11 protein-coding genes are annotated in these 25,895 nt (G+C 65.0%); 5 read left to right on the top strand and 6 right to left on the bottom strand.

Annotated features, from left to right (window positions below):
* Positions 1-241: 241 nt before the first annotated feature.
* The 4 genes from ACM0O9_RS08300 to ACM0O9_RS08285 form a co-directional block, all read right to left on the bottom strand.
* The gene (locus tag ACM0O9_RS08300) at positions 242-2,686 is read right to left on the bottom strand and encodes a VENN motif pre-toxin domain-containing protein (protein WP_495495882.1); all 2,445 of its coding nucleotides are present in this window, start codon (positions 2,684-2,686) and stop codon (positions 242-244) included.
* A gap of 278 nt (positions 2,687-2,964) precedes the next feature.
* Positions 2,965-3,510 carry a hypothetical protein gene (locus ACM0O9_RS08295; RefSeq protein ID WP_146257799.1) on the bottom strand — a complete coding sequence of 182 codons (546 nt, stop codon included), beginning with the start codon at positions 3,508-3,510 and terminating at the stop codon, positions 2,965-2,967.
* Complete coding sequence (locus ACM0O9_RS08290; protein ID WP_414603949.1) at positions 3,500-15,862, bottom strand: hemagglutinin repeat-containing protein; 12,363 nt, start codon at positions 15,860-15,862, stop codon at positions 3,500-3,502. Before ACM0O9_RS08290 ends, ACM0O9_RS08295 begins: the two co-directional genes overlap by 11 nt.
* Positions 15,863-15,883: 21 nt before the next feature.
* Positions 15,884-17,572 carry a ShlB/FhaC/HecB family hemolysin secretion/activation protein gene (locus ACM0O9_RS08285; protein WP_414603950.1) on the bottom strand — a complete coding sequence of 563 codons (1,689 nt, stop codon included), beginning with the start codon at positions 17,570-17,572 and terminating at the stop codon, positions 15,884-15,886.
* A 422-nt stretch (positions 17,573-17,994) separates the two neighbouring features.
* On the opposite strand from ACM0O9_RS08285, the gene ACM0O9_RS08280 reads away from it, so the two are divergent.
* The 4 genes from ACM0O9_RS08280 (at position 17,995) to ACM0O9_RS08265 (ending at position 23,656) form a co-directional block, all read left to right on the top strand.
* Entirely contained in the window at positions 17,995-18,387 is a 393-nt protein-coding gene (locus ACM0O9_RS08280) for a barstar family protein (protein ID WP_053498144.1), read from the top strand.
* A 133-nt stretch (positions 18,388-18,520) separates the two neighbouring features.
* A complete protein-coding gene (gene mutS, locus ACM0O9_RS08275) occupies positions 18,521-21,112 on the top strand; it encodes a DNA mismatch repair protein MutS (protein ID WP_206620216.1) in 2,592 nt (863 codons plus the stop codon).
* A 189-nt stretch (positions 21,113-21,301) separates the two neighbouring features.
* Complete coding sequence (locus tag ACM0O9_RS08270) at positions 21,302-22,945, top strand: catalase (protein WP_005415744.1); 1,644 nt, start codon at positions 21,302-21,304, stop codon at positions 22,943-22,945.
* A gap of 108 nt (positions 22,946-23,053) precedes the next feature.
* Positions 23,054-23,656 carry a DUF937 domain-containing protein gene (locus tag ACM0O9_RS08265; RefSeq protein WP_329841598.1) on the top strand — a complete coding sequence of 201 codons (603 nt, stop codon included), beginning with the start codon at positions 23,054-23,056 and terminating at the stop codon, positions 23,654-23,656.
* 38 nt (positions 23,657-23,694) lie between these two features.
* On the opposite strand, the gene ACM0O9_RS08260 is transcribed toward ACM0O9_RS08265, so the two are convergent.
* On the bottom strand, positions 23,695-24,102 hold the full coding sequence (locus ACM0O9_RS08260) for an RNA-binding S4 domain-containing protein (RefSeq protein WP_005415742.1): 408 nt from the start codon (positions 24,100-24,102) through the stop codon (positions 23,695-23,697).
* Positions 24,103-24,111: 9 nt separating this feature from the next.
* Positions 24,112-24,351 (bottom strand): hypothetical protein, encoded by a 240-nt coding sequence (locus tag ACM0O9_RS08255; protein ID WP_005415741.1) that lies wholly within the window; start codon positions 24,349-24,351, stop codon positions 24,112-24,114.
* 62 nt (positions 24,352-24,413) lie between these two features.
* Here ACM0O9_RS08255 and ACM0O9_RS08250 point away from each other — a divergent pair, with 62 nt between their 5' ends.
* Positions 24,414-25,874, top strand: coding sequence for an MATE family efflux transporter (locus tag ACM0O9_RS08250; protein ID WP_329888082.1), 1,461 nt, complete (start codon positions 24,414-24,416; stop codon positions 25,872-25,874).
* Positions 25,875-25,895 lie beyond the last annotated feature (21 nt).

Below are 25,895 nucleotides of genomic sequence, written 5' to 3'. Positions count from 1 at the left end.
GAATGCACGCGCCCAACATCCGCTTCCCCGATCTCCGCGAATGGATATTCATCCAATCGACCATCCATATTCACAATCAAGTCAAAGCCATAGCTTAGGAATGGTTCTCTGCGAACCTCGCCCTCGCATTCCATAACCCATTGGATCAGTGCCTCAACAACACCCCTCGCACCCGAATTATTATTTACGCTCGAAAGACCTGAAATCAGTCTATTCCTCAAAATTCCCGACAAGCGAGCCATTACTCTCCACCCTTTATTGGAAACGTTGTAATCAAGTTTCCCGCCTTATCTGTAAACACTTTGATGACGGAGGTTGGCTGCCCCCCATCCTTCAGTGAAGATATCCCAATCGGCCTTCCAACATCAACAATACGAACGTATTGTCCTCCAGGAATTTCATAGACAGGAGAGCGAACAACAACCGCGCTTTGTAGAACCACCTTGAGCTCATCCGGATTAATACTGAAGATGGATCTATTTCCAGTTGGTGACTTTCCAAAGTGCCCATCTAGAACATGCTGAAAGCCCGCAGAAACCGGAGCCCCTGAGTCGCGCAAAGGCGTTGTTCGTGTCCGTCCGTTGGCCAGATTGACTCGCGAAAGCACTACACCACGCTGAACTGGATTTCCTGGAGCACTGAAACCCCCACCGTCATTGGTTACCTGTAACTTTGGCGGATTGGAATTTTCCGGACGAGAGAAGCCCTTCTCGTACCCAGCCGGCACGGAATTCGTTGTCGACGCCTCATCAGTTGGTCTGAGCGCTCGTGGCCGCGTTACACCAAGACCGCCCGTCTGAGGCAAAAGCCCAGTCCTGTTCACAAATCTCACTGCTCCGATGTTGGCCAAGGCCCCCATCGTCAACGTCAGCGCTCGTCGATTCTCTTCGCTCGCGCCACCCAACGTTGCGGCAATGAACGCGGCACTGGCGATAGCACTTGAAGCTTGAGCGTCATGTACAGCGAAGAAGTTCCTAAGCTGCATTGCTGAGGGAAGCAAGTCTTCGGAACGAGTTATTTCAAGCCCAGACTGCTTCAACGCAGCATCGTACAGGCGCTCGTTTGTCCCTTTGCCACGATAGATTAAATCTTCAAACCACGAATAGTTTGCATCCTTGTATGCCTTCTGGTCAGCCCCCAAACCGACATAGGGTCGCCCATAGGACTGCGACGGGTTGATTCCCTGCAATTCGCCAGGATTCAGAGAACCACTATTGGCGAGGAACTGCTTCTGTAGCTCCGGAAGGTCTAGCGGACCGTTTTGCAGTTCGTAACGATTGATATAAGTCGCGAGATCTGCGGCTTGAACCTCAGTCAGGGTCTCTCCTGCCAACGCCTTCCGGAGCAACCCCGCACTCATCTGGTCCGCAGCATCAAGCAGAACCAGTTCCAAGGATTCCTGTTTATCCAGCCCCCCCTGCCGCTTGGCCTTCTCGCGGAGATGCACCATCCGAGCATGATCGTCATTGCCAAGGAAATTGTTCTCAACCGAATTCTTGGCAATCCCCGCATCCAACGCAATCCCAGCCAGATCCTGCCCTGACAACCCACTCGCCAGTGCTCCCACCGCCTGCGACAACGCCAGCACCATCTCCTTCTGCTCCGGGCTCAGCCTGGAAGGATCTCCCCCGGTCAACGTATTAGTCAGCACCTTCGCGGCCAACTCGCCGCCAGCCGCAGAGACCGCTCCGGTTCCCGCATTGCCACCATTGGCTTCCGCCAGCAGTGCACCCAATACCGCGTGCGACAGCAATTGCAGAGTCGCATTGGGATCGCTGCCGTGGTTCGAGTCAAGCTTGCTGCCGATGAAGTAAGCGGCATAGGGCGCCAGCGCATTGGACGCGACCTGACCGGCGCCCTGGCCGGCTACGCCCCCTACCACAGCCGTCGTCACTGCGCTCAGGGCACGGCTGTACTCACCGCCATCACCCCACTTCTTCGCATCGTTATAAGCTTGGCTGTTTGCGGTCAGCACCTTATCGCGTTGCGCTGCGCTAAGCGCGTTGAACGCCTTTTTATCATCGGTTGACAGGCCATCGTAGTACGCCTGGGTTGCCTTCTTGCTCTGATAGGCTTGAACGTCCCATGCAATCTGCTGGCTGGTGGCCATCACCGTCCCCGCCGCAGCCGCCATCGCCTGCTGGTCTGCCAGCAGCTTGCTCGCATCCGGCAATGCCTCCAGCGCACGATGCGCTCCACTGGCGTCGGTGTTGATGCCCAGCTCGGCCGCCGACGTCTGCTTGCCACCGATGGTGATGTTGCCCTCGGTCAAGGTGGCAAGGGTGGAGCTGCTGTCGCTGCCCTTCTCCATCATCGGCAGGCCCGGAGCACCTCGCGGTGCGGCCGTTCCCGGCTTGGGCGCCCAGCCATCCATCTGCCCGCCCGCACCACCACTGATGCTGCCGGAGCTGGCCGTGTAGTCCATGTGGTTCTGCAGGTCAGTGAACGTCAGCGAGCCCGCAGTCAGTTCACTGTTGCCCGCATGGGTGCTGGCAATCGCACCGCCCACCAGATTCACGTGGCCGGCATCGACGTGGTAGCCGCCGTTGCCGGCAAACAGGCCGCTCTGCTGGCCGACACCCTGATAGCTGCCGCTGGCCTTGCCTGCGCTGGCATACCCGTCGGCATTCCACGCGGTACCGAACGACACCTGCACGCGGCCACCCACCTGGCTGTTCCTGGACATGCTCTCGGCGATGTCCTGCAGCGACTCGATCGTCAGCGTACCGCCGGTCTTAACGTCGATACGGTCGGCGGTCGCGGTCGCGGTCGCGGTCGCGGTCGCACCACAGCGTGGTATCGCTCGCGGCCTTCATCGAGATGTTCTTGCGCCGCCATGCCTCGCATGTTCGGCAGGCGATCATTGGAATTTCGCATCGCGTCGACGTTGTTGATCGGATCGATCAACGGCGAATTAACCCGCGCGAAGGCACCGAAGATAACGCGACCATCAACCATTAAAATTCAATCATCATAGGCTGCCAAGAAAGCTCTTGCGACCTTCTCAAGGTCGCCTCCATCCACGGCCCATGCATGCAAATCACGAACCGAGATCAATCCCTCACCAAGACTCGAGATGAACTCATGTGCCTGGATCGAATCTCTAACTGCAAGGACACCCAGCTCCTCGCAAACACTTTCAAAGCCAATCCAACGCCCCTCCAGATCCCCAAAGATAACCGGGTATCCTAAGTCCATCAAATTATCTTCATAAGCATCAGCGACCGAATCAAATGCCCGCTCAACGCAAGAACTATCAACCACCAAAACTGAATCCAAATCAGGCGATCGAGAGAATTTTACAAAAACACCCGAACCAAAAGTTCTTGATGAACTCTCAATTAGATTTGACATAACTTCATCATCCAACAAAACGGGTCTTTCAAAGAACCTGAAGCACCAACCACCCCCCCTAAAAACCATTTGCGGAAGATCCATCTCGAGATCAACTAGACGAGAAACGAACCCCACCACCTTTTCTTTTATTTCAAGCAGATAATCATTTTCCATTTTCACTCCCGACGAAACGAATCTTCAGAACAGGCTTCTTCTGGCCAGAGATGGTAAGCGATGCAGACGGGACCCCATCGGAAGAAGACTTCGGATAGAACCTGTAGATATTACCCCCTTTCTGCAAAACGGTCACACTCCCATCCTTGGAAACGGTTCTGGAATATCCATTACTCTCAAGAGTTCGGATCGCATCACCAACGGAAATGTTTGTTTGCGTCTGATCCGCACTATACCTGGTCTGACCCTTTGAGAATTTGACATCGGTCAGAAGTGGATTTTCCCACAATGCCATAACCTTAGGCTGAGGAACGCCCCCCTCCACTGCTGCTGGGTCCTTTGTCACCCCACTTCGAGAGCTTGTTGATTTCGGGCCGAAGGCGACCGCAACTCCAGCCACATCCCATGCAATGGATCCAATTTGATTGGTTAAGGAAATTGTCTCCGGACTTGCGCCCCCGAGCGTAGAAAGCACACTGGGCATTGCAAAGACAGGACCCAACACCGCCATTTCCAGACGATTCCTGTCTGCAAGACGCATGCCCCCCGGCATTCCGCCAGCCAAGGCGCCAACCCAATCGTTCTCTCTCAGAAGCGATACGTCCCGAGCGAAAATCGAACCATAGTCTGGCGATTTTCCACTCTCACGAATAACTGCTAGAGCAACGATCTCATCATACGCGGCGGTTCCGGGCTTCAGATTAAACAGCACAGATCTCTCATCTTCAGACAGATACGAGAGATAGCGATCTTTCATTTCCCGACTTTGACCTTGACTGACATCCGCCCAACGATCCTCAACCTCACGGCGGCAGACATCATCCTTGCCGCACTTCGCCCCTTCAGTATCTTTGGCAGTTCGTTGCTCAAATGAAAGGTAGTTATTCTCAACCGAATTCTTGGCAATCCCCGCATTCAGCGCAATCCCAGCCAGATCCTGCCCTGACAACCCACTCGCCAGTGCACCCACCGCCTGCGATAACGCCAGCACCATCTCCTTCTGCTCCGGGCTCAGCCTGGAAGGATCTCCCCCGGTCAACGTATTGGTCAGCACCTTCGCGGCCAACTCGCCGCCAGCCGCGGAGACCGCTCCGGTTCCGGCACTGCCACCATTGGCTTCTGCCAGCAGCGCACCCAACACCGCATGCGACAGCAATTGCAGAGTCGCATTGGGATCGCTGCCGTGGTTCGAGTCCAGCTTGCTGCCGATGAAGTAAGCGGCATAGGGCGCCAGCGCATTGGACGCGACCTGACCGGCGCCCTGGCCACCTACGCCCCCTACCACAGCCGTCGTCACTGCGCTCAGGGCACGACTGTACTCACCGCCATCACCCCACTTCTTCGCATCGTTATATGCCTGGCTGTTTGCCGTCAGCACCGCATCGCGCTGTTCCGCGCTGAGCGCGTTGAACACCTTTTTATCGTCGGTTGACAGGCCATCGTAGTACGCCTGGGTTGCCTTCTTGCTCTGATAGGCTTGAACGTCCCAGGCAATCTGCTGGCTGGTGGCCATCACCGTCCCCGCCGCAGCCGCCATCGCCTGCTGATCCGCCAGCAGCTTGCTCGCATCCGGCAATGCATCCAGAGCACGATGCGCTCCACTGGCGTCGGTGTTGATGCCCAGCTCCGCCGCCGACGTCTGCTTGCCACCGATGGTGATGTTGCCCTCGGTCAAGGTGGCAAGGGTGGAGCTGCTGTCGCTGCCCTTTTCCATCATCGGCAGGCCCGGACCACCTCGCGGTGCGGCCGTTCCCGGCTTGGGCGCCCAGCCATTCATCTGCCCGCCCGCACCACCACTGATGCTGCCGGAGCTGGCTGCATAGTCCATGTGGTTCTGCAGGTCAGTGAACGTCAGCGAGCCCGCAGTCAGTTCACTGTTGCCCGCATGGGTGCTGGCAATCGCGCCGCCCACCAGATTCACGTGGCCGGCGTCGACGTGGTACCCGCCATTGCCGGCAAACAGGCCGCTCTGCTGGCCAACACCCTGATAGCTGCCGCTGGCCTTGCCTGCACTGGCGTAACCGTCGGCATTCCACGCGGTACCGAACGACACCTGCACGCGGCCACCCACCTGGCTGTTCCTGGACATGCTCTCGGCGATGTCCTGCAGCGACTCGATCGTCAGCGTGCCGCCGGTCTTGACGTCGATGCGATCAGCGGTCGCCGTGGCGCCACGCAGCGTGGTATCGCCCTCGGCCTTCATCGAGATGTTCTTGCCGGTCAGCGTGGTGTTCTGCCAGGTCCTGCTCTCGGCATTGGCCTTGCTGCTGCCAACACTCGCTTCGGCGTACACGTACACGCCGGTCTGCGCCCCTACCGAGACGCCCACGCCGACTTCGGCGCCGGCATTGCTGCTCTTGCTGCGGTCGGCCACATGCGCCTTGCCTGCTTCCAGCAGGATGTCGCCGGCCGAATCCAGGCTGAGCGTGTTGCCTGCACTCAGATTGCCCTGCACCACATGGATGTCGCCCTGGGTGCTGGTCAGGTTGACGTTGCCGCCGCCCTGGATGGTGGAACCACGCGACACGCTGCTGCTGCCATCGGCACTGCTGTTGGCGGTCTTGAAGCCGATGCCTGCTTCAGCACGGAACAGTTCGCCACTGCCGCCACGGCCGGACAGTGCCGAGATCGCACTGGCTGCCTGGTACGCGTTGGCGCCCGCCGCCATGCCCTGCATCTTCTGCAGGCGATCGTCTGACTGACGCGCCGCGTCCACGTTGTTAATCAGGTCGATCAACGGCGACTTCACCCGCGCGAACACGCCGATCTTCAGGTCCTTGTCGCTCTGCGAGTAGTGGCCGCTCTCATCGGCGGTCAGCAGCTCGATTTCGGCAGCGGTGATGTTCACGTCCTTGGCGGCCACCACGTTGCTGGCCGTCTGCGTGTACTTGCCCCCGGCGGTCAGGTTCACGCTGCCGCCCAGACTGCCGATGCTGCTGGCCACCTGTGACACCTGCGCGCTGTCGTCCTGGTGCTGCTCGCGGTGCCAGCCGGAGAACTTCTCTGTATCCGATATCTGTACCGTGCCGATCGCCTTGCTGTCGGACGTATTGGCGTTGCTGACCGTATCCTGCCCGCTGCGGACCAGCAGATCACCGGCCGCACGGATGCTGACATCCTTCTCGGCCGCGATGTTGGCTGCGGTCAGGCTGATGTTGCCCTCGGTGGTGGCCATGCGCACGCCGCCACCGACCGACAACTGCGTGCCAGTGATGGTGTCACTGCTGCCGCTGCCCTCGCTCTGCGAGTTGTTGGTACCGAACGGCAGGCCGCTGGTGTTGTTGGCAAAGCCCCAGCCCTTGCCGCGGCTGCTGCTGTCGCTGCGCTCGGTGTTGTGGGCCACGTCGAACACGATGTCCTGGGTGGCCAGCAGCACAGCGTTACCCTCGGCCGACATCTGCGTGCCCTGGCTGAGGATCGAGCCGCCGTTGGCAATCAACGTGAGATCGCCGCCTGCAGCCAACTGGCTGACGCGGGCATCACTGGTCGAATGGCTCTGCTCGCTGTTGGCGCGCTGGCTGCCGGCAGTCACCACGGTCGACGTGGTGGCCGCACGCAGGCCGGAGGCTGCGCCTTCAGCGGTGCGGGTGATCCGCCCCATCGCCGAACCACTGTCGGCCATGCCGTCGGTGGTCGAATCGCGGGCGCTACGGTAGGCCTTGGTCGGGTCGTAGGTCACGCCCACGGAGAAGCCGCTGGACTTGCTGGCCTGGCTGGAGTGGCTGTCCGTGGTGTCCTGTCGCGCCAGCAACGCAATGTCCTTGCCCACCAGTGTCAGGTTTTCGCCTGCGGCGACGTCCGAGGCCTCGATCGTCAGCGTGTTGCCAGCATTGATCAGCACATTGCCGTCGCGCGAGGCGATCGCCGATCCCACCTGGGTGGTGGACTGCTCGGCGTGGGTGCTGCTGTTCTTCGCGCTGCTATAGCCCACCGATGCGACGCCGTTGCCGAAGCCCCCGGTAACGCCGGATTTCTTCTTGCTTTCGTTGGACTCACTGCTGTGATGGTCCTCGGCGGCAGTGATCAGCACATTGTTGCCAGCCCCCAGAATCACGTTGCCGGTGGCATCGACCACCGCACCTACCGCAGTCAGATCGCGTCCAGCCGTGATGTTGATACGCTCGCCCTGGATCGCCGTGCCGATGGCATAGCTGTCGCTGGCGTCGACGCTGCGCGTGGTGGTGGTACTGGAGAGCGTCTTCTTTTTCTTGTCGTAGCTGTCCAGGCTGTAGTCGTGCGTCTCGTTGGCCGAGAGCAGGTTCACGTCGCGGCCTGCGGCCACGCTTACCGCGCCGTCATTGCTGTCGACCAACGCGGCTGTAAGGCTCACGTCCCGGCCCGCGTTCAGCAGCAGATTGTCCCCGGCCTGCAACATGCTGCCCCGCACCGTCTCATCACGCTGGCTGACCTGCAGCGAGCTGCGCTTGCCTGCATTGGCAAAATCCCGGCTCTCACTGTCCACCAGCGCCTGGCTGTTGATGTCACCGCCGGCCTGCAATGCCAGGCCACCACCAGCATTGATCTGCGCTGCAGCAAGGTTGATGTCCTTGCCAGCGGCCAGCACCACATCGCCAGCGCCCTGCACCGATGTGGCAGCGTGTGTCGTCTTGGCGCTGCGCTGATGGTTGCGTTCATCGAAGGTGGCGTCGCGGCGTTCCTCCAGCGCAATCGCGCCAACATCCAGAGTGCCGCCTGCGGCCAGCTGGGTCAGGCCGTCGGCGCCGGCGTTGCGGATCTGTGCGGCCTGCAGGCTGATGTCACCACCGGCCACCACCGACAGCATGCCGTCGCCACTGGGGTTGGTCACATACAGGCCGGCGACCCGATCGATGCGGTTGGTCTCGTACTGGTAGGTGCCACCGCCCTGCTGTGTCTCCACCGTGGAGGCCACCGTGACATTGCCCGCAGCCTTGACCGACAGCGCATCGGTGGCCGTCACGGCGGCACCCACAACACGGATGTCCTTGTCCGACGACAGCCCGACGTACTGGCCGGAAATGCTGCCGCCCAGATGCTCGATGTTGCCGGCATCGATGGTCACCAGCTTGCGCCCGGCGATGTTGCCGGTGTTGACCAGGCCATTGCCCAGTTTGATATCGACATTGGCGCCTGCCAGCAGTGCGCCGTTGCCGTCGAGGTCGCCCGGGCGCAGGCGCAGGTAGACCTGCGGCACCAGCGCGGTGGTGGTGCTGCCATCGGCCAGGGTGACGGTCTGCTCGACCAGCCAGACGATGTCACTGGTCAGCTGTGCCATCTGCGCTTCGGTCAGCGCCACGCCGGGGCGAAGGCCCCATTCGCTGGCCACCGTGGCACCGGCCTCCAGCAGCGCGCGGTACTGCGCCTCGTCACTGGCGTAGCCGTCCAGGAAGCGGCGACCGGTCAGCTGGCCGATCTGCTCGCGCACCAGCTTCTGCTCGTAGTAGCCATCACCCAGCCGCTTCTGCACGGTATCGGGCGAGTAGCCCATCTGGCCCAGCAGGTGGTCCGAGCTCAGCCAGGTCTTGTGGTCGGTAAAGCGCGGATCGGTCTCGACCAGGTAGTGGCCACCGTTGGGATTGACGTTGAACAGGCTGGCGCTCGGCGCGCGCGCGTCCGGTGCGCCCATCGCGATGCGGTCCGGCGATCCGCCACTGGCCGCGACCACGCGCGGCCCGGACGTGCCGGTGTTGCCGCTCACGCCGCCGACGCTGCTCCCTTGCTGGGTACTGGCGCCATCGGCCGCCTGCGCCAGCGCGCGTTCGGCACCGGTGCCGGTGGACTGGCCAGGCCCCTGCGCACCGCCATGGCCCGGCCCATCCGGCAGCGCTTTGGGACCCTGCACGTTGAGGTTGGCCATCGCCGAACCGTTCTGCACGTTCGGCGCGTTTCGCCCCTGGTTGAGGTTGCTCAGGTCACCGACGTCGATGACCAGCGTACCGCCGCTGGTGATGCTGCCACCGATCCTGCCGATCTCCTCGGAGACCGTTTCGTTGCTCCAGGTGACCCGTTCATTGCTGTAGGTGTGGCCCACGTTGTTGAATTCATGGGTGCGGAACAGCGTCTGCGCCAGATTCTCCACCTTCGCCGTTGCGGTCAGCCCCACGATGCTCAGGTTGCCCCCTGCGGCGATGCTGCCGTAGTGGTTCTTCAGGTTGTCGGTACCGATGCGCATCGCGCCGCCGGAGCGGATCACCGCATCGGCGCCTACTCCGGCGCCGAGCACATCTTCGGTCACCGTCCGGGTGGCGATGCGGTACTGCTCGTTGCTGCTGACGTTGTTGCCACCCGAGCCGCGCGGATTGGTCAGCGTATGATCCGGATCGTTGTAATCCTTGTAGGTCCACAACTGCACGCAGTTGGTGGTGCAGGTTCCGTAGTTGCTGGAATAGGTCAGCTTGTCGTCGACATAGCGGAATGCCGGCGCATCGGGATGCAGGGTGCTCAGCTCGGCGAACGGGTCATCCGCGCCGACGCGCACCTGGTCCGGATTGACCTGGTTGTCTTGGCGGCCGACGTAGTACATCACCACGGTGCCATCCTGCACGTTCAGGCGCGCGCGTTCGCCCAGGCCGGCATACAGGCCACCGCGCCCGAAGAAGTAGGCACTGGTCTTCGAGCTCAGGCGCACCACCGCGCGATGCACGGTGAAGCCATCAGGCGTGATGTGCGGCGTGTCTTCGAGGATGTCGGCCGGGTCGAGGTAGTACACCTCGTGCGCGGAGTAATGGCTGGTACTGCGGATGTCCTCGGTGCCGTTCTTGCCGTTGCGCCACCATGCCGGGCGATCCAGCCGCACCGGATCCATCACGGTCCTGGTCTGCGAAACGACCACGTTCTCGCGGATGTTGTTGACCTCCTGCGCATCGATGGACAGGTTGCCGCTCACATCGATGACCGAGCTGATGTTGTCGATCCGGCCTGCAATGCCGCTGGCGATCCGGTCGGCACTCAGCGTGCCGCCGATGGCAGCATCACCGCCGCTGTAGATCAGGCCCTTGCCGGTGTTCTGCAGCTCGCGCACGCCCAGGTCCAGGCGCTCGCGTGCGGCCACGGTGCCGACGCGGGTGGCACCACCGGCCTCTTCGGCGCGGTTCTTCAGCACGCCGGTGGAGATCGCCACGCGATCACCATAGATGCGCCCAGTACCGAGATTGTCAATTTCGCCGGCCTCCAGGAGGGTCAGCGCGCCATCGATCAGGCCCCGGTTGGTCAGCTGGCCACGGGCATTGAGGTGGGTCGTGCCCTGGCTGGAGATCTCACCCGAAGCCGCATTGGTGATGTTCTGGGCGTTGAGGTCGAGGTTGCCACCGCGCACCACGCCCTGGTTGTCGAGGTCGCCGGACAGGTTCAGCGACAGCGTGCCGTTGGCGATCCATTCGCCACGATGGCGCATGCCCTGCTGCAGGGTGAGGCCAAGATCCCGCTGCGCCTGCACCTGGCCGTCTTCGCTGAGCGCACGAGCGACCAGGGTCTGGCTGCCATCGGCGCGCAGCAGGCCACCGCTGTTGGCGACGTTGTCCGCCTGGCTGTCCAGATTGCCGCCGGTGCTGATCACGCCGCCGGTGTTCTGCAGCTGGCCGTTGATCTGCAGCCGCGCACCGCCATCGGTGACGACCTGGCCCTGGCTGTTGTCCAGCCACTGGGCGCCGAACTGCAGCTGGCCCGCCTGCAGGCCACGCGTGCCGTCGCCGCCACGGGTGTTGCGGTTGTCCACGCTGGCGGCCGTGAGGGTCAGCAGCTGGCCGGCCGCGATCGCGCCGGCGGCGTTATCCAGGTGCCCGCCCAGGGTCAGGTCGAGGTTGCGCCCGGCCTGCACGCGACCACTGGCATTGGCCAGGCTCGCCGCCTGCAGCGACAGATTCGCGGCGCTGGCAAGTGTTCCACCGCCACTGTTGTCGACGCGGGCCAGCAGCAAGCGCGCATCGCCTTGTGCATTGACTGCGCCGCCACGGTTGTCCAGCACGCCACCATCCAGCTGCAGCTTCCCGGCCGCCAGCAATCCACCGCTGCCGGCGGTGGCGCGGTTGTCGATGTCCTGCCCCGCGGTATCGATGTGCAGATCGGCAGCCGACTGCACGCGGCCGCCCTGGTTGTCCAACGCGCCACTGCGAACGTTCAGGTCGCCCTTCTGGGTGCCCAGCGTGCCGGCGCGGTTGTCCAGCCGCTGGCCGCGGGTATCGATGTCCAGCTGGCCGCCCAGCAGCGTGCCGCGCTGGTTGACCAGGCCGTTGCCCTGCAACTGCAGCCGTTCGCCGGCCTGCATCGCGCCGTCGCTGTTGTCTACGCCTGCCGCCGTGGTCGCGCTCAGGTCCTTGCCAGCGACCAGGGTGCCGCGGCGGTTGTCGAGGCTGTCGGCATCCACAGTCATCGTACCGGTGCTGGACAGCAGGCCCTGCTCGCCATTGTCGAGGCGACCGTCAACACCCAGCACCAGCGTGCTGCCGCCCGCATGCACGGTGCCGCCCTGGTTGCCGAGGCTGGCCGCGGTGACCGTGCCGGCACCGCCGAGAAGGATGCGGCCCTTCTGGTTGTCCAGCGCCTGGCCGATCACCAGCGTGGAGTGACCCGCGCCTGCACCCTGCAGCGTGCCCTGTGCATTGATCAGCTGCTGCGCGGTGACAGCCAGCGCGCCATTGCTGGCCAGCGAACCGCCGCGATTGTCCAGCACACCCTGTACGCGCAGGCGCAGCGCATCTTCACCGGTTGCAGTGAGCGTGCCACCGGCGGTGGTCAGGCTGTCGGCGGTGATGTCGACGCGGCGCGCCGAGGTGGTTGCCGCGGTCAGATCGAGGTTGGCGCCATCCAGCGCGAAGCTGCCATTGCTGAGCACGCTGCCGCCGTTGCCCAGCAGGGTCTTCGCCGAGACCTGCAGCTGGCCGCCCCCCGCGTGCTGGATCCTGCCTGCACGGTTGTCCAGCGCCTGTGCCAGCAGGGCCAGGTCGCCATTGCTGGCCAGCGTGCCACCGGCATTGCCCAGCGTCGTGGCCTTGATGCGACTGGCGCCTTCGCCGCTGGCGATGATGCGGCCACCGGCGTTGTCGAGCGTGGTGGCCTCAAGGTCGAGGCGATCGGCGCCCAGCGTCGCGTCACGATGATCCACGTCGCCAGCACGCAGGGTCAGCGTGGCCGAGGAGACCAGCGTGCCCTTGCTGCCGTCCAGGCGGCCGGTGGTGATATCCAGGCCCAGGTTGCCGGCCTGGCGGATGCTGCCGCCTCTGTTGTCCAGCCGTGCGGAAGTGACCGTCAGGCGGTTGGCATTGCTGGCGATCGTGCCTTCGTGATTGTCCAGCGCTCCGGCGATCTGCAGCGTGCCGTCAGCCGTTCCGGCACCGCTGAGCGTGCCCTTGCGGTTGATCAGTTCACCGGCCTGCACATCCAGCGCGCCGTTGCCGGCGATCGTACCGCCACTGTTGTCCACGCGCTGCGCCACGTGCAGCCGTAGCATGTCGCTGCCGGTCGCGCTGAGGTTGCCGCCGGCATTGTCCAGGTGCTGCGCATCGATGGCGATGCGCTCGGCCTGGGTAATGCTGCCGGCCCCCAGCTGCAGTTGGCCGCCCTCAAGCATCAGCGACGACTGGCTGAGGATGCGGCCGCCCGCGCCCTGCAGGCCGTCGGCGTGGATCTGCAAGATGCCGCCGCCGGCGTGTTCGATCGCCCCACTGCGGTTGTCCAGCCGTACCGCCTGCAACCGCAGATCGCCAGTACCGGCCAGGCGACCACCGTTGCTGTTGTCCAGCAGCGCGCGGGCCTGCACCTGCAGCGCATCACTGCCTGCGGCCAGCACCTTGCCGCCCTGGTTGACCAGGCTGCCGACCTGCAGCTGCACCTGGCCGTTGCCGGAGATGCCACCACCACTGTTGTCCAGCGTGTCGCGCACTGTCAGCGCCACGCCCTGCGTACCGGCCGACTGCAGCGTGCCCTGCTGGTTGTCGATGCCACCGGCGTCGATGCGCAGGCCGCCGTTGCCGACGATCTGGCCGCCCTGATTGTCGAGCGCATCGCGCAGGTCCAGCGCCAGCTCCGAGACACCCTGCGAAACGATCTGGCCCTGGCGGTTGCGCAGTGCCCCGGCGTGGATCTGCACACTCTGCGCCGATGTCGTACCACCACTCACGTCCAGCTCGCCGCCGGACAACACCAGCGCGCCGTTGCTGAGCAGGCGCCCTCCGCTGCCACGCAACGTATCGGCCTGCACGCTCAGGGTGCCGGTGCCAGCCTGCTGAACCAGGCCGTTGCTGTTGTCCAGCGTGGTCGCGACCAGTGCCAGATCGCCGTTGCCGGCCAACGTGCCGCGGGCACTGTTGTCCAGCGTCGTGGCCTTCACCGAACTGGCCCCGGTACCGAGCGACAGCAGGCTGCCGCCGCGGTTGTCCAGCGTCGCGGCGAGGATGTCGAACGCCGCCGCACTGAGCGAACCGTTGCGCAGATCGGCGTTGCCGGTCGACCATTGCAGGCGGCCCAGGGTACTCAGTCGCCCACCGCTGCCGGCCCAGTCGCCCGTATCCAACGCGAGACCACCGCCACCGGCGTGTTCGATGCGGCCACCGGCATTGCCGACCTGGCCCGCGCGCAAGGCCAGCTGCGTGGCATTGGTGGCCAGCAGGCCACCGTCGTTGTTGAACAGGCCCTGCACCGTCCACGACGATGCCGCCTTGCCGGCGTGGCGCAGTTCACCACCGCGGTTGTCGAGCGCCTGCGCATCCAGCGACAGGTCGCCGGCCACGCTCAGCGCACCCTTCTGGTTCGACAACAGGCCCACCTGCAGCGCGGCATCGCCATGTACCTGCAGCGTGCCGCCATCATTGCGCAGATCGCCCCCGGCCTGCAGCGCACTCACCCCCAGGCGACCGCCACTGTTGTCGAGACCGTTGCGTGCAACCAGTGACACCACGCCGCCGTTGCTGATGCTGCCGCCGTCATTGTCCAGCGTGCCGGTGATGGCGATCAGGCCCTCGGCCAGGGGCAGCTCCGGCGACGTCGGCGTGCCCGCCGAGCCCCCATTGCCGCCTCCGGTTCCCGGCGTTCCCGGCGTGCCGGTTCCGGGTGTTCCACCGCCATTGCCGGGCGACGCGCCGCTGCCAGCGCTGCTCCCGTTACCACCTGATGCCATGGCATCCAGTGCACCCAACAGGCCATTGCTACGGTTGCTGGCTGCGTCGGCCTTGAGTGCCAGCGCTTGCACACCGGTCTGTTCAATGGCGCCGCCACGGTTGCGCAACCCCTGCGCCTGCAGCTGCAGGCGCTGCGCATTGAGCGTGCCGCCGCTGTTGTCCAGCGTGCCGCCGGTGGTGATCGCAACTTCGCGCGTGGCGGCGATGGTGCCGCCATTGGCAAGATCGCCACCGGCCTGCACGCGCACGTTCTGCCGCGACTGCAGGGCGCCGGTGTTTTCCAGCCGGCCATCCACCGTCACCACCAGCTCGCCGGCCTGTGCGCCAATGCTGCCGGCATTGCGCACGCCCACGCCGTGCTCATTGCCGACCAGCCAGATCTTGTTGGCGAACATGCCGCCCAGCGCGCCCACGTCCAGCGCGAAGGCCGGCGCCTCGCCGCTGGCTGCGGTCGCACTGGCCTGGCTGTGGTCGGCACTGACCACGTTGTTGCCCAGCGTCGCCTGCAACTGATTGGCCCAGATGCCGGCGTTGACCTGCAACGAACGGGTGATCAGGTCGGTGTAATCGGCACGGCTGGTGTCCAGGCCATCGCCATCGATCTGGATCGCGCCCCCTGTGACGCGGTAGCCCTCAAGTGCGCCTGCACCCGTGAACATCGGCGTGCCGGTGGTCAGGGTCACCCGGCTGGCATTGAGGAAACCGCCGCCATTGACCTGGATGCCGGCCGGGTTGGCAATGATCACCTCGGCGCGCTGCCCGGCCACTTCCACATAGCCGTTGAGCCGGCTGGCCGGACCATTCACTTCATTGAGGATGACCCGTGCACTGCCGGTGGCAAGCCACGGGTTGCCCTGCACCCAGCCGCCCAGCTGCGTCTGCACCTGGCCGCGGGCGTTGTTGAGGATGACGCCATCGCGGCCCACGTCGAACTGCGAATAGCGGTTGCGCGACACACCCGTTGCCGACGGCGTGGTGATGTTCACCATCGGCACGCCATTGGGTGCCGTCACCATCGTCGGCCGTTCACGGCCCGGCGCATTTGGATCGGAAATGATGCGCGCATCGGACTGCGCCAGCGCAGGCGTTCCCAGGCTGACCCAGCCCAGTGAGCACATCAGTGCGAAGCCCAGCGGCGACAGGGCAGCGCTCTGCCGGCCCGGCACGTGGCCGACCAGGCCGCCGCCGCCCTTCACCAGCTCCGAAGCCACCTGCCAGACGCGCAGCGCGCGGTTGAAAACCAGACGATAGATAGTGTTCATGTCACGTGTCCTTGTGGCAGATCAGTAGCGCCAGGCCAGGCTGAAGCCGAATGTGGTGTAGTCGGTGGGGAAATGGGCGGGTTTGCGCAGCGCCGAACCCACGAAGCCATCCCAGGAAAGCTGCTGCCAGCCGCCGCGCAGGCCCAGTGCCATGCCGGCCAGGTCATGGCCGGACTGCCACTGCGCGGATGGGCCGCCGATGCGGCCGTAGTCGGCAGCCACGTAGAACTCCTGGCCGCCACCGATACCGAGCGAAAGATCGTTGCGCAGCGACCAGCCACGCTCGCCGCTGAGCGAGCTTTCACCGTCGAAACCGCGCACGGTATAGCGGCCACCGATGGCGAAGCGGTCCTGCGGCGAGAGTGGCGTGCGGTTCCACTGCGCCCGCCATGCGGCGGTGTAGCGCAGGCGCTGCCTGCCCAGCTGGAACGGCACGCTGAACTGCGCGTCGGCGGTGATCAGCTTCATCCGCGAGGTGCCTTCCAGCGGCAACGTCGGGTCCCACAATTGCGCCATCTCTTCCGGCGAACGCAGTGCGTGGAAGGCGCCCGTGCCACGCCGGTAGGCCACGCTGGCATCGAGCGTGGCAGTGCCGATGAACTGCTTGTGGGTCAGGCCCAGTTCCCAGCCAGCGGTGCGGCGGCGCTGCACTTCGATCTCGGTATCGTCGATGTAGTTCTTCGACTCGCGCTGCCAGCCGCGTGCGTAGGCACTGAACTTGATCTTGGCATTGCGCAGCAGCAGCCGGTCCACCCGCGCTTCGGCGTTGCGGCTGCGGCCACTGTACTCGTAGCGTTCAAAGGCACCGACCACGTTCTGGCTGTAGTCGTAGGCGCTGGCAGTAGCACCGAACAGCCAGTAGCCGTAGGGCACGTCGTAGTGCGCGGTCCAGCTGTCGGTGTCCTTGCCGCGGCCGTTGAACACACCGCGGCCAGCACTGACGTAGAACAGCTCGTTCAGGCCCAGCGGATTGTCCAGCGACAGCGTCGCGTTGGCCTGCAGCTTGCCGGTCCCGCGGCTGCCGGCATCGTCCAGGGTAACGCTGGCGCGTACCGGTGAACGCTGCTTCCAGTCGATCTGCAGGTCGCTCTGGCCCGGCGCCGCGCCCTCGCCGTCGGCCGGCGCGATCTTGATGTCGGCGCTGACGGTGGGCACGCGCTGCAGGTTCTCCAGGCCCTGCTCGATGTCACGCAGGTTGAGCAGGCCGCCACTGCGGATCGGTAGTGCATTGGCGAGGGCCGGATGCCGTCCCTGCGGATCGGAGAACGCGGCCTCGCGGAACCGGCCCGGCACCACCGACAACGCCAGCGTGCCCTGGTTGAGGTCCTGCGGTGCGGACAGCACGCGCGTGGTGACATAGCCACGGGCGATGATCGCGTTCTGCACACGCTTCATCACCACGTTGATGCCTTCGGTTCCCAGGCAACGGCCAGTGGCCGGATCGTCCGTCGGGTCGGCCGCCGCCAGTGCCCAACCGAAGCGCTGGCTGTCTTCGCCTTCCAGCACGATGCGATCGATGCGTACGCACGGGTGCTCCTGCGCCGGCAGGCGGTCGCTCTCCTTCTGCGCGTCCCGCTCCAGGCGGACGTCGGGGCGTTGTTCCTGCTGCTCGCGCAGCACGCGTTCGCGCTCCTGCTGCCGCAGCAGTTCCTGCGCGGCGGGATCACCGGCCTGCTGGGCGGTCGCCGGCCATGCGGCAACGGCGAGCATCAACGACCAACCACGATGGAGCCTCGGCCCCGGGTGCTTCTTCCCTGTTTCCACGCTACGTTCCATTCGAAATCGTCCTGCCAGCCGCGGTGCTGCAGGAACGTGAACCGAGGCTGCGCCACCATGGACAGCCACGGCATCGCGCGACAGGCGCAATGCCGCAGTACAGATCGGCCGGCGCGGGAGTTTCTGAAGGATGAATTTCCGCAGGGCGCGCGTCAGCCCGGCGCAAGGGCTAGCGGCAAAGCGTTGGCAGGTTGCGGAACGAGCGTTCGCCTCGTACCTGCAAAGCGGCACATGCGGCTGCACGACAGCCGTGCAGCGAAGTGCAGCCGCCAAGTATGCGGTGCACGGCCCACGCCCGCAAAGCGAATCCGTTCAGCCGCACACACCCTGCGCGCGGGTCACGCTACAGTCGGCGCATGACCATCGTCCTACAGATTGAAGGCGCCGCCATCGATGACATCGCCAGCCTGTACGCGGAGATCAACCGCGTGTTCATGGCTGGCGAGGCGTGGCAGCTCGGGCCAAGCCTTGATGCGCTGGACGACCTGCTGCATGGCAGTTATGGCGCGTTGGCCGGCCAGGCGCAGGCCACGCTGATCTGGCGCGATATTGCCCACAGCCGCACGGCCCTGGGCATGGAGACCACCCGCCAATGGCTGCAGGCAAAGCTGGACACACCGGGCAGCTTCAACACGCAGGCCATTGCCCACCAGCTGCAGGCCCTGCAACGGGGCGAAGGCCCGACCTACTTCGAGATCGTCATGGAGATTTTCACCAGCCACCGGCAGATCACGCTGGTCCCGGCCTGACTCCTTTACGTGCCGTACCGGCCTGCCACCGGTGGCGGCAGCCCTGCGCCCCAGCAGTTACCATGGACGGCCCTGTACCCGCTTCGCTGCGGCCGCCCTCCGGCGCGGCCGGATGCCCAGATCCACGAGTCCCATGTCCAAAGACAAGTCCGCCGAACACACCCCGCTGATGAAGCAATTCTTCGCAGCCAAGTCCGAGTACCCGGACCTGCTGCTGTTCTTCCGCATGGGCGACTTCTACGAGCTGTTCTACGACGATGCGCGCAAGGCCGCGCGCCTGCTCGACATCACCCTGACCCAGCGTGGCAGCTCCGGCGGCGCACCGATTCCGATGGCCGGCGTGCCGGTGCATGCCTACGAGGGCTACCTGGCACGGCTGGTGGCGCTGGGCGAGTCAGTGGCGATCTGCGAGCAGATCGGTGACCCGGCGCTGGCCAAGGGCCTGGTCGAACGCAAGGTGGTGCGCATCGTCACCCCCGGAACCGTCACCGACGAAGCGCTGCTGGACGAGCGCCGTGACACCCTGCTGATGGCGCTGTCGCGCACGAAGCAGGGCTACGGCCTGGCCTGGGCCGACCTGGCCGGTGGCCGCTTCCTGGTCAACGAAGTGGAAACCGACGATGCGCTGGAAGCCGAACTGGCCCGACTGGAGCCGGCCGAGCTGCTGGTGCCCGACGAAGAGAACTGGCCGGAATTCCTGCGCCAGCGCACCGGCGTGCGCCGTCGCGCCCCCTGGTTGTTCGATGCCGACAGTGGCCGCCGCCAGCTGCTGAACTTCTTCAAGCTGCATGACCTGAGCGGCTTCGGCATCGATGACAAGCCACGTGCGACCGCTGCCGCAGGTGCCCTGCTCGGCTATGTCGAGGAAACCCAGAAGCAGCGCCTGCCGCACCTGACCTCGATCGCCATGGAAACCGCCGGCGAGGCGATCGCGATGAATGCCGCCACCCGTCGCCACCTGGAACTGGATACGCGCGTCGACGGCGATACCCGCAATACCCTGCTGGGCGTGCTCGACAGCACGGTGACGCCGATGGGCGGCCGCCTGCTGCGGCGCTGGCTGCACCGCCCGCTGCGCCTGCGCGAGGTGCTGGTGCAGCGCCACCATGCGGTGGAAACCCTGATCGATCGCGGCAGCGACGCCGACATCCGCGAACAGTTCCGCCGCCTGGGCGACCTGGAACGCATCCTCACCCGCGTCGCGCTGCGCTCGGCGCGCCCGCGCGATTTTTCCACCCTGCGTGATGGCCTGGGGCTGCTGCCCGCCGTGCGCGAGGTGCTGGCGCCACTGGACTCGCCGCGCCTGCAGGCCCTGCACGCCGCGCTGGGCGAGCATGACGCGTGCGCGCAGCTGCTGGCCAGCGCCATTGCCGAAATGCCGCCACTGAAGCTGAGCGACGGCGGCGTGCTGGCCGACGGCTTCGATGAAGAGCTGGACGAGCTGCGCCGCCTGTCCACCCATGCTGACCAGTTCCTGGTCGATCTGGAACAGCGCGAACGCGAAAGCAGCGGCATTCCCACCCTGAAGGTGGGCTACAACCGCGTGCACGGCTACTACATCGAGATCAGCAAGGGCCAGTCCGACCGTGCGCCGGTGCACTACACCCGCCGCCAGACGCTGACCAATGCCGAGCGCTACATCACCGAAGAACTGAAGGCGTTCGAAGACAAGGTGCTGTCCGCGCGCGACCGTTCGTTGTCGCGCGAGAAATACCTGTACGAGCAGCTGCTGGACACCCTCGGCGAACAGCTGGAACCGTTGAAGCAGTGCGCCGCTGCGCTGAGCGAACTCGACGTGCTGGCCGCCTTCGCCGAGCGCGCGCAGGCGCTGGACTGGTCGCGGCCGGAACTGGAAACGGCACCGTGCCTGAAGATCGAGCGTGGCCGCCATCCGGTGGTCGAAGCGGTGCGTGAGCAGCCGTTCGAACCGAACGACCTGGACCTGCATCCCGACCGTCGCATGCTGGTCATCACCGGCCCGAACATGGGCGGTAAATCGACCTACATGCGGCAGAACGCGCTGATCGTGCTGCTGGCCCACATCGGCAGCTTCGTGCCGGCCAGCCGTGCGGTTATCGGTCCGATCGACCGCATCCTGACCCGCATCGGCGCCGGTGACGACCTCGCCCGCGGGCAGTCGACCTTCATGGTCGAGATGGCCGAAACCAGCTACATCCTGCATCACGCCACCGCCCATTCGCTGGTGCTGATGGACGAGATCGGCCGCGGCACCTCCACCTACGACGGCCTGGCGCTGGCCGATGCGGTCGCACGCCACCTGGCCTACCAGAATCGCTGCTACACGCTGTTCGCCACCCATTACTTCGAACTGACCGCGCTGGCCGACGAACAGCATGAGGGCGGCCGCAGCGGCATTGCCAACGTGCACCTGGATGCCGTCGAGCACGGTGAAGCGCTGGTGTTCATGCACGCGGTGAAGGACGGTCCGGCCAACCGCAGCTTCGGCCTACAGGTGGCCGCGCTGGCCGGCCTGCCGCGCACTACCGTGGCTCAGGCACGGCGGCGCCTGGCCGAGCTGGAGCAGCGCGGCGGTGAAAGCCATGCCGCCGAGCTGGCGCCGCAGGCATTGGATGCGCCTCAGCAGTTCGGCCTGTTCAGCGCCCCGGCCAGCAAGGCGCAGGAAGCCCTGGCGGCGATCGAACCGGACGAACTGACGCCCAAGCAGGCGCTGGAAGCCCTGTACCGGTTGAAGGCGCTGCTGTAACTGCAACGCATAGAGACGGCCTCCGGCTGCCATGCAGGAGGCCTCTTGAAAGTCTCTGCAAATCCGATTCTGCGTTTCAATTGACAGAATCTATCAATCTGAACGGATCATTCGATTATTCATTTCATCTGGCCCTAGCTAAAGTCGGGTGAAGATGTTCCACCCCGTCTTCACCCGCAGGAGCCAGCCATGAGCCAGTCCGATAACAACAGTCCCAAGTGCCCGTATCACACCGCTCCCTCGCCGGCAGAAGGCGCCCAGCAGCAGCGTGAGCTGAGCACGACGCCGAAGCAGAAGCACGGCGACGATCCGGTCACGCCGATGACCACGGCCTTCGGCGCACCGGTGGTGGACAACCAGAACAGCAAGACCGCTGGCCCGCGCGGCCCGCTGCTGATGGAAGACGTGTGGCTGCTGGAAAAGCTGGCCAACCTCAACCGCGAGATCATTCCCGAGCGCCGCATGCATGCCAAGGGATCGGGTGCGTTCGGTACCTTCACCGTCACCCACGACATCAGCAAGTACACCCGCGCCAAACTGTTCGAGAAGGTGGGCAAGCAGACCGAGATGTTCGCGCGCTTCACCACGGTGGCCGGCGAGCGTGGTGCCGCCGACGCCGAGCGTGACATCCGCGGCTTCGCACTGAAGTTCTACACCGAAGAAGGCAACTGGGACCTGGTCGGCAACAACACGCCGGTGTTCTTCCTGCGCGACCCGCGCAAGTTCGCCGACCTCAACAAAGCGGTCAAGCGCGACCCGCACACCAACCTGCGAAGCGCGCGCAACAACTGGGACTTCTGGACGCTGCTGCCCGAAGCCCTGCTGCAAGTGACCGTGGTGATGAGCGACCGCGGCATTCCGCGCAGCTTCCGCCACATGCATGGTTTCGGCTCGCACACCTACAGCTTCACCAACGCCGACAGCGAGCGCTTCTGGGTCAAGTTCCACTTTGTCAGCCAGCAGGGCATCGAATCGCTGACCGACGCGCAGGCGCAGATCCTGGTCGGCCATGACCGCGAAAGCCACGGCCGCGACCTGTTCGACGCGATCGAGAAGGGCGACTTCCCGAAGTGGAAGCTGTTCATCCAGGTCATGCCGGAGCTGGAGGCGGAAACCTACCGCATCCATCCGTTCGACCTGACCAAGGTTTGGCCGAAGAGCGACTACCCGCTGATCGAAGTGGGCCAGTTCGAACTGAACCGCAACCCGGTCAACTGGTACCAGGACGTGGAGCAGTCGGCGTTCGCACCGAGCAACCTGGTGCCGGGCATCGGCCCGTCGCCGGACAAGATGCTGCAGGCACGCCTGTTCGCCTATTCCGATGCGCAGCGCTACCGGCTGGGCGTGAACCACCACCAGATTCCGGTGAACGCCGCACGCTGCCCGGTGCACAGCAATCACCGCGATGGTGCGATGCGCGTGGATGGCAACTACGGCGGCCTGCCGCATTACGAACCGAACAGCTACGGCCAGTGGCAGGAACAGCCGCAGTACCGCGAACCGCCGATGAAGATCCGCGGCGACGCCGACTTCTGGAACTTCCGTGAGGACGACGCCGACTACTTCAGCCAGCCCGGTGCGCTGTTCCGCAGCTACAACCAGGCACAGAAGGACCGCCTGTTCGCCAACACCGCCCGCGCCCTGGGCGATGCACCGGACTTCATCAAGCAGCGCCACATCGACAACTGCAGCAAGGCCGACCCGGCCTACGGTGCCGGCGTCGCCGCAGCCCTCAAGGCGCTGGCCAGCCAGCCATCGGATCCGTTCAAGCCGGCGCAACCGGAAGCGGACTTCCCTACTGCGACCCCGGGCGCGGAAGACATCGAGCTCTGATCGCCCTCCCCGTGTACGGCACGCCGCCCCCCCTGTGAGGCGGCGTCGCCGTTTTAACGGTCCGCGTCGTACCTTCTGCACGCCCCACCCCAATCAAGGAATCCGCAGATGAGCCTGACCGATGAACTTCTCGCCAAACTGCAGGGCGCGCCGCTGCAGCAGGTCTCCCAGCAGCTCGGCATCAGCGATACCCAGGCCTCCGGTGCGATCAGCGCCGCACTGCCGGTGCTGATGGGCGCGCTGGGCAACAACGCCTCGCAGCCACAGGGCGCACAGGCGCTGCTCGGCGCACTGCAGAACAACCACAGCGGCCTGGACCTGGGCAGCGTGCTCGGCTCGGTACTGGGTGGCGGTGGCGGTGGTGCCGCCAGCGATGGCGCCGGCATCCTCGGCCACATCTTCGGCGGCAGCCAGCAGAAGGTCGAAAGCGGGCTGGCGCAGGCTACCCAGCTGGACAGCGGCCGCACCAGCCAGTTGCTGCAGATCCTCGCACCGATCGTGATGGCCTTCCTCGCCCAGCGTCTCGGTGGCGGCCAGGCCGATGCCGGCTCGCTCAGCCAGGCGCTTGGCCAGGAAAAGCAGCACGTGCAGCAACAGGGTGGTCCTGCCGGTGGCCTGCTCGGCAGTCTGCTGGACCAGGACGGTGACGGCCAGCTCGGTGTGGGCGATCTGCTGAAGATCGGCGGCAGCCTGCTCGGCGGCAAGCGCTGACGCCTGCGGGCGCCGGACCTGGTCCGGCGCCGCATCATTTACAGCGCGTCAATATCGCCCAGCGCGCGGATCAACCGGCGCGCGCGCTTGTCCGGCTTGTGCTCCGGCGGCTGGAACCCATCGCGCGCGGCGATGCGCAGCGCACGCTGTTCGGCACGACGCGCCTTGGAGGCCTCGCTCTCGGCATACAGCTGCTGCGCTGTCGCTGCGGGCCCGCGCTGATCGCTCAGGCCGAGCACCTGGACCTCGAAATGCTCTTCACCACGGTCGACCTGAAGCTGCTCGCCCACGCGCACCGCGCGTGAGGATTTCGGACGCTGCCCGGCAACGCTGACCTTGCCGGTCTCGATCGCCTGCTTGGCCAGGCTGCGGGTCTTGAAGAAACGGGCCGCCCACAACCAGATGTCCAGGCGGACACTGGGTGACAGCGGGGAAAGCTCGGGCATGGGGGCAGGCTACTCCAGTGGCTTGTTGAGGGGACGCGGGTTGTCCGGGTCGGCCCGGCAGCCGGTGCCGCCGATCAATGGCCGCACTCCTGAGGCCAGGTCCTGGCGCTGGCTGCCGACCAGACACTCGGGACGGTCGGTTGGCCGGATCTGGGTATCACCCAGCCGGTCGTCCATCGAACATGCGGCCAATCCGACGCTGATCAAGGCCAGCGCCAGCCTCCGCTCCACCTGCAGTCGTTGATGCATTGCCACATCCCGCAAACCGGCTTGGTGCTAGTGTGCGCCTCCCGGGATTCGATCACCACTCCATGGCCAAGGCACCGCTTGACCTGACCTCCGGCCCGATCGGGCGCAATCTCCTGTTGTTCTCCCTGCCGATCCTGGCGGGCAACATCGCGCAGTCGCTGAACGGCTCGGTGAACGCGGTCTGGGTCGGGCGGTTCCTCGGCGAGGCGGCGCTGACCGCCACCGCGAACGCCAACAACATCATGTTCTTCCTGATCGGCTCGGTGTTCGGTTTCGGCATGGCCTCCACCATCCTGATCGGCCAGGCGATCGGCGCGCGCGACCTCGTGCAGGCGCGGCGCGTGGTCGGCACCAGCGCCACCTTCTTCATCGGCCTGTCGGTGATCATCGCCCTCGCCGGCTGGTTCATGGCCCATCCGCTGCTGGCGGCGATGGGCACGCCGGCCGCTTCGCTGCCATTGGCCGAGGCCTACCTGCAGATCATCTTCCTGGCGATGCCGACGCTGTACGCGTTCGCCTTCCTCACCGCCGCGCTGCGCGGTGCCGGTGATTCGCGCACGCCGTTCCGCTTCCTGATGGTGTCGGTGGCGCTGGACATCGTGCTGAACCCGGTACTGATCTTCGGCATGGGGCCGTTTCCCGCGCTGGGTATCGCCGGCTCGGCGTGGGCCACGCTGGTCGCGCAGACGCTGTCGCTGGCCGGCCTGCTGCTGTACATGCGGCACAAGCGCCACACCCTGTGGCTGGGCCGCGCCGACATGCGCCTGTTCAAGCTCGACATGACCATCCTCAAGGCGCTGGTGGTCAAGGGCGTGCCGATGGGCCTGCAGATGGTGCTGATCTCGCTGTCGGTGATCCTGCTGATGACCATGGTCAACCAGTACGGGACCGACACCGGCGCGGGCTACGGCGCTGCCCTGCAACTGTGGAACTACCTGCAGATGCCAGCGATGGCGATCGGTGCAGCGTGCTCTTCGATGGCCGCACAGAACGTGGGGGCGCAGCGCTGGGATCGCGTGCGCGGCACCGCGCGCCAGGGCGTGCTGTTCAACTTCCTGCTGACCGGCGCGTTGATCCTGCCGCTGGTGGTGTTCGATCGCCAGCTGCTGGCGCTGTTCCTGCCACCGGCCAGCCAGGCGCTGGAGATCGCGCGCCACCTCAACCACGTAGTGATCGGCTCGTTCCTGTTCTTCGGCGTCAGCTTCGTGATCTCCGGCGTAGTGCGCTCCACCGGCGCGGTGATTCCGCCGCTGCTGATCCTGGCTGGCTCGCTGTGGGGCGTGCGCGTGCCGTTCGCCGAACTGCTGCAGCCGTACTGGGGCGCCGATGCGATCTGGTGGAGCTTCCCGGTCAGCTCGCTGGTGTCGATGCTGCTGTCGCTGGCGTATTACCGCTGGGGTGGCTGGCGCAAGGCGAAGATGATGGGCAAGCCCTCGCATGCCGAAGCGCTGGCCACGCCCTCTGAGATTCCCGCCTGCCCACCCTCGCCGGTGGCCGACCCGGATGCCGCACCGCTGCGGTAGTGCCGGCCGCTGGCCGGCAAC

The organism is Stenotrophomonas sp. FR012, from assembly GCF_047520565.2.
GTDB classification, from domain to species: Bacteria; Pseudomonadota; Gammaproteobacteria; order Xanthomonadales; family Xanthomonadaceae; genus Stenotrophomonas; species Stenotrophomonas sepilia.
Note: the sequence above shows the minus strand (reverse complement) of the source record. Positions and strands in the feature narration are given on the sequence as shown.

Bases quoted from the DNA above. Each gene is read 5' to 3' on its own strand.
- ACM0O9_RS08250 (WP_329888082.1), top strand. From the start codon at position 24,414: ATGGCCAAGGCACCGCTTGACCTGACCTCCGGCCCGATCGGGCGCAAT.
- ACM0O9_RS08300 (WP_495495882.1), bottom strand. From the start codon at position 2,686: ATGTCCAGGAACAGCCAGGTGGGTGGCCGCGTGCAGGTGTCGTTCGGT.
- ACM0O9_RS08290 (WP_414603949.1), bottom strand. From the start codon at position 15,862: ATGAACACTATCTATCGTCTGGTTTTCAACCGCGCGCTGCGCGTCTGG.
- mutS (WP_206620216.1), top strand. From the start codon at position 18,521: ATGTCCAAAGACAAGTCCGCCGAACACACCCCGCTGATGAAGCAATTC.
- ACM0O9_RS08260 (WP_005415742.1), bottom strand. From the start codon at position 24,102: ATGCCCGAGCTTTCCCCGCTGTCACCCAGTGTCCGCCTGGACATCTGG.
- ACM0O9_RS08270 (WP_005415744.1), top strand. From the start codon at position 21,302: ATGAGCCAGTCCGATAACAACAGTCCCAAGTGCCCGTATCACACCGCT.
- ACM0O9_RS08280 (WP_053498144.1), top strand. From the start codon at position 17,995: ATGACCATCGTCCTACAGATTGAAGGCGCCGCCATCGATGACATCGCC.
- ACM0O9_RS08285 (WP_414603950.1), bottom strand. From the start codon at position 17,572: ATGCTCGCCGTTGCCGCATGGCCGGCGACCGCCCAGCAGGCCGGTGAT.
- ACM0O9_RS08255 (WP_005415741.1), bottom strand. From the start codon at position 24,351: ATGCATCAACGACTGCAGGTGGAGCGGAGGCTGGCGCTGGCCTTGATC.
- ACM0O9_RS08265 (WP_329841598.1), top strand. From the start codon at position 23,054: ATGAGCCTGACCGATGAACTTCTCGCCAAACTGCAGGGCGCGCCGCTG.
- ACM0O9_RS08295 (WP_146257799.1), bottom strand. From the start codon at position 3,510: ATGGAAAATGATTATCTGCTTGAAATAAAAGAAAAGGTGGTGGGGTTC.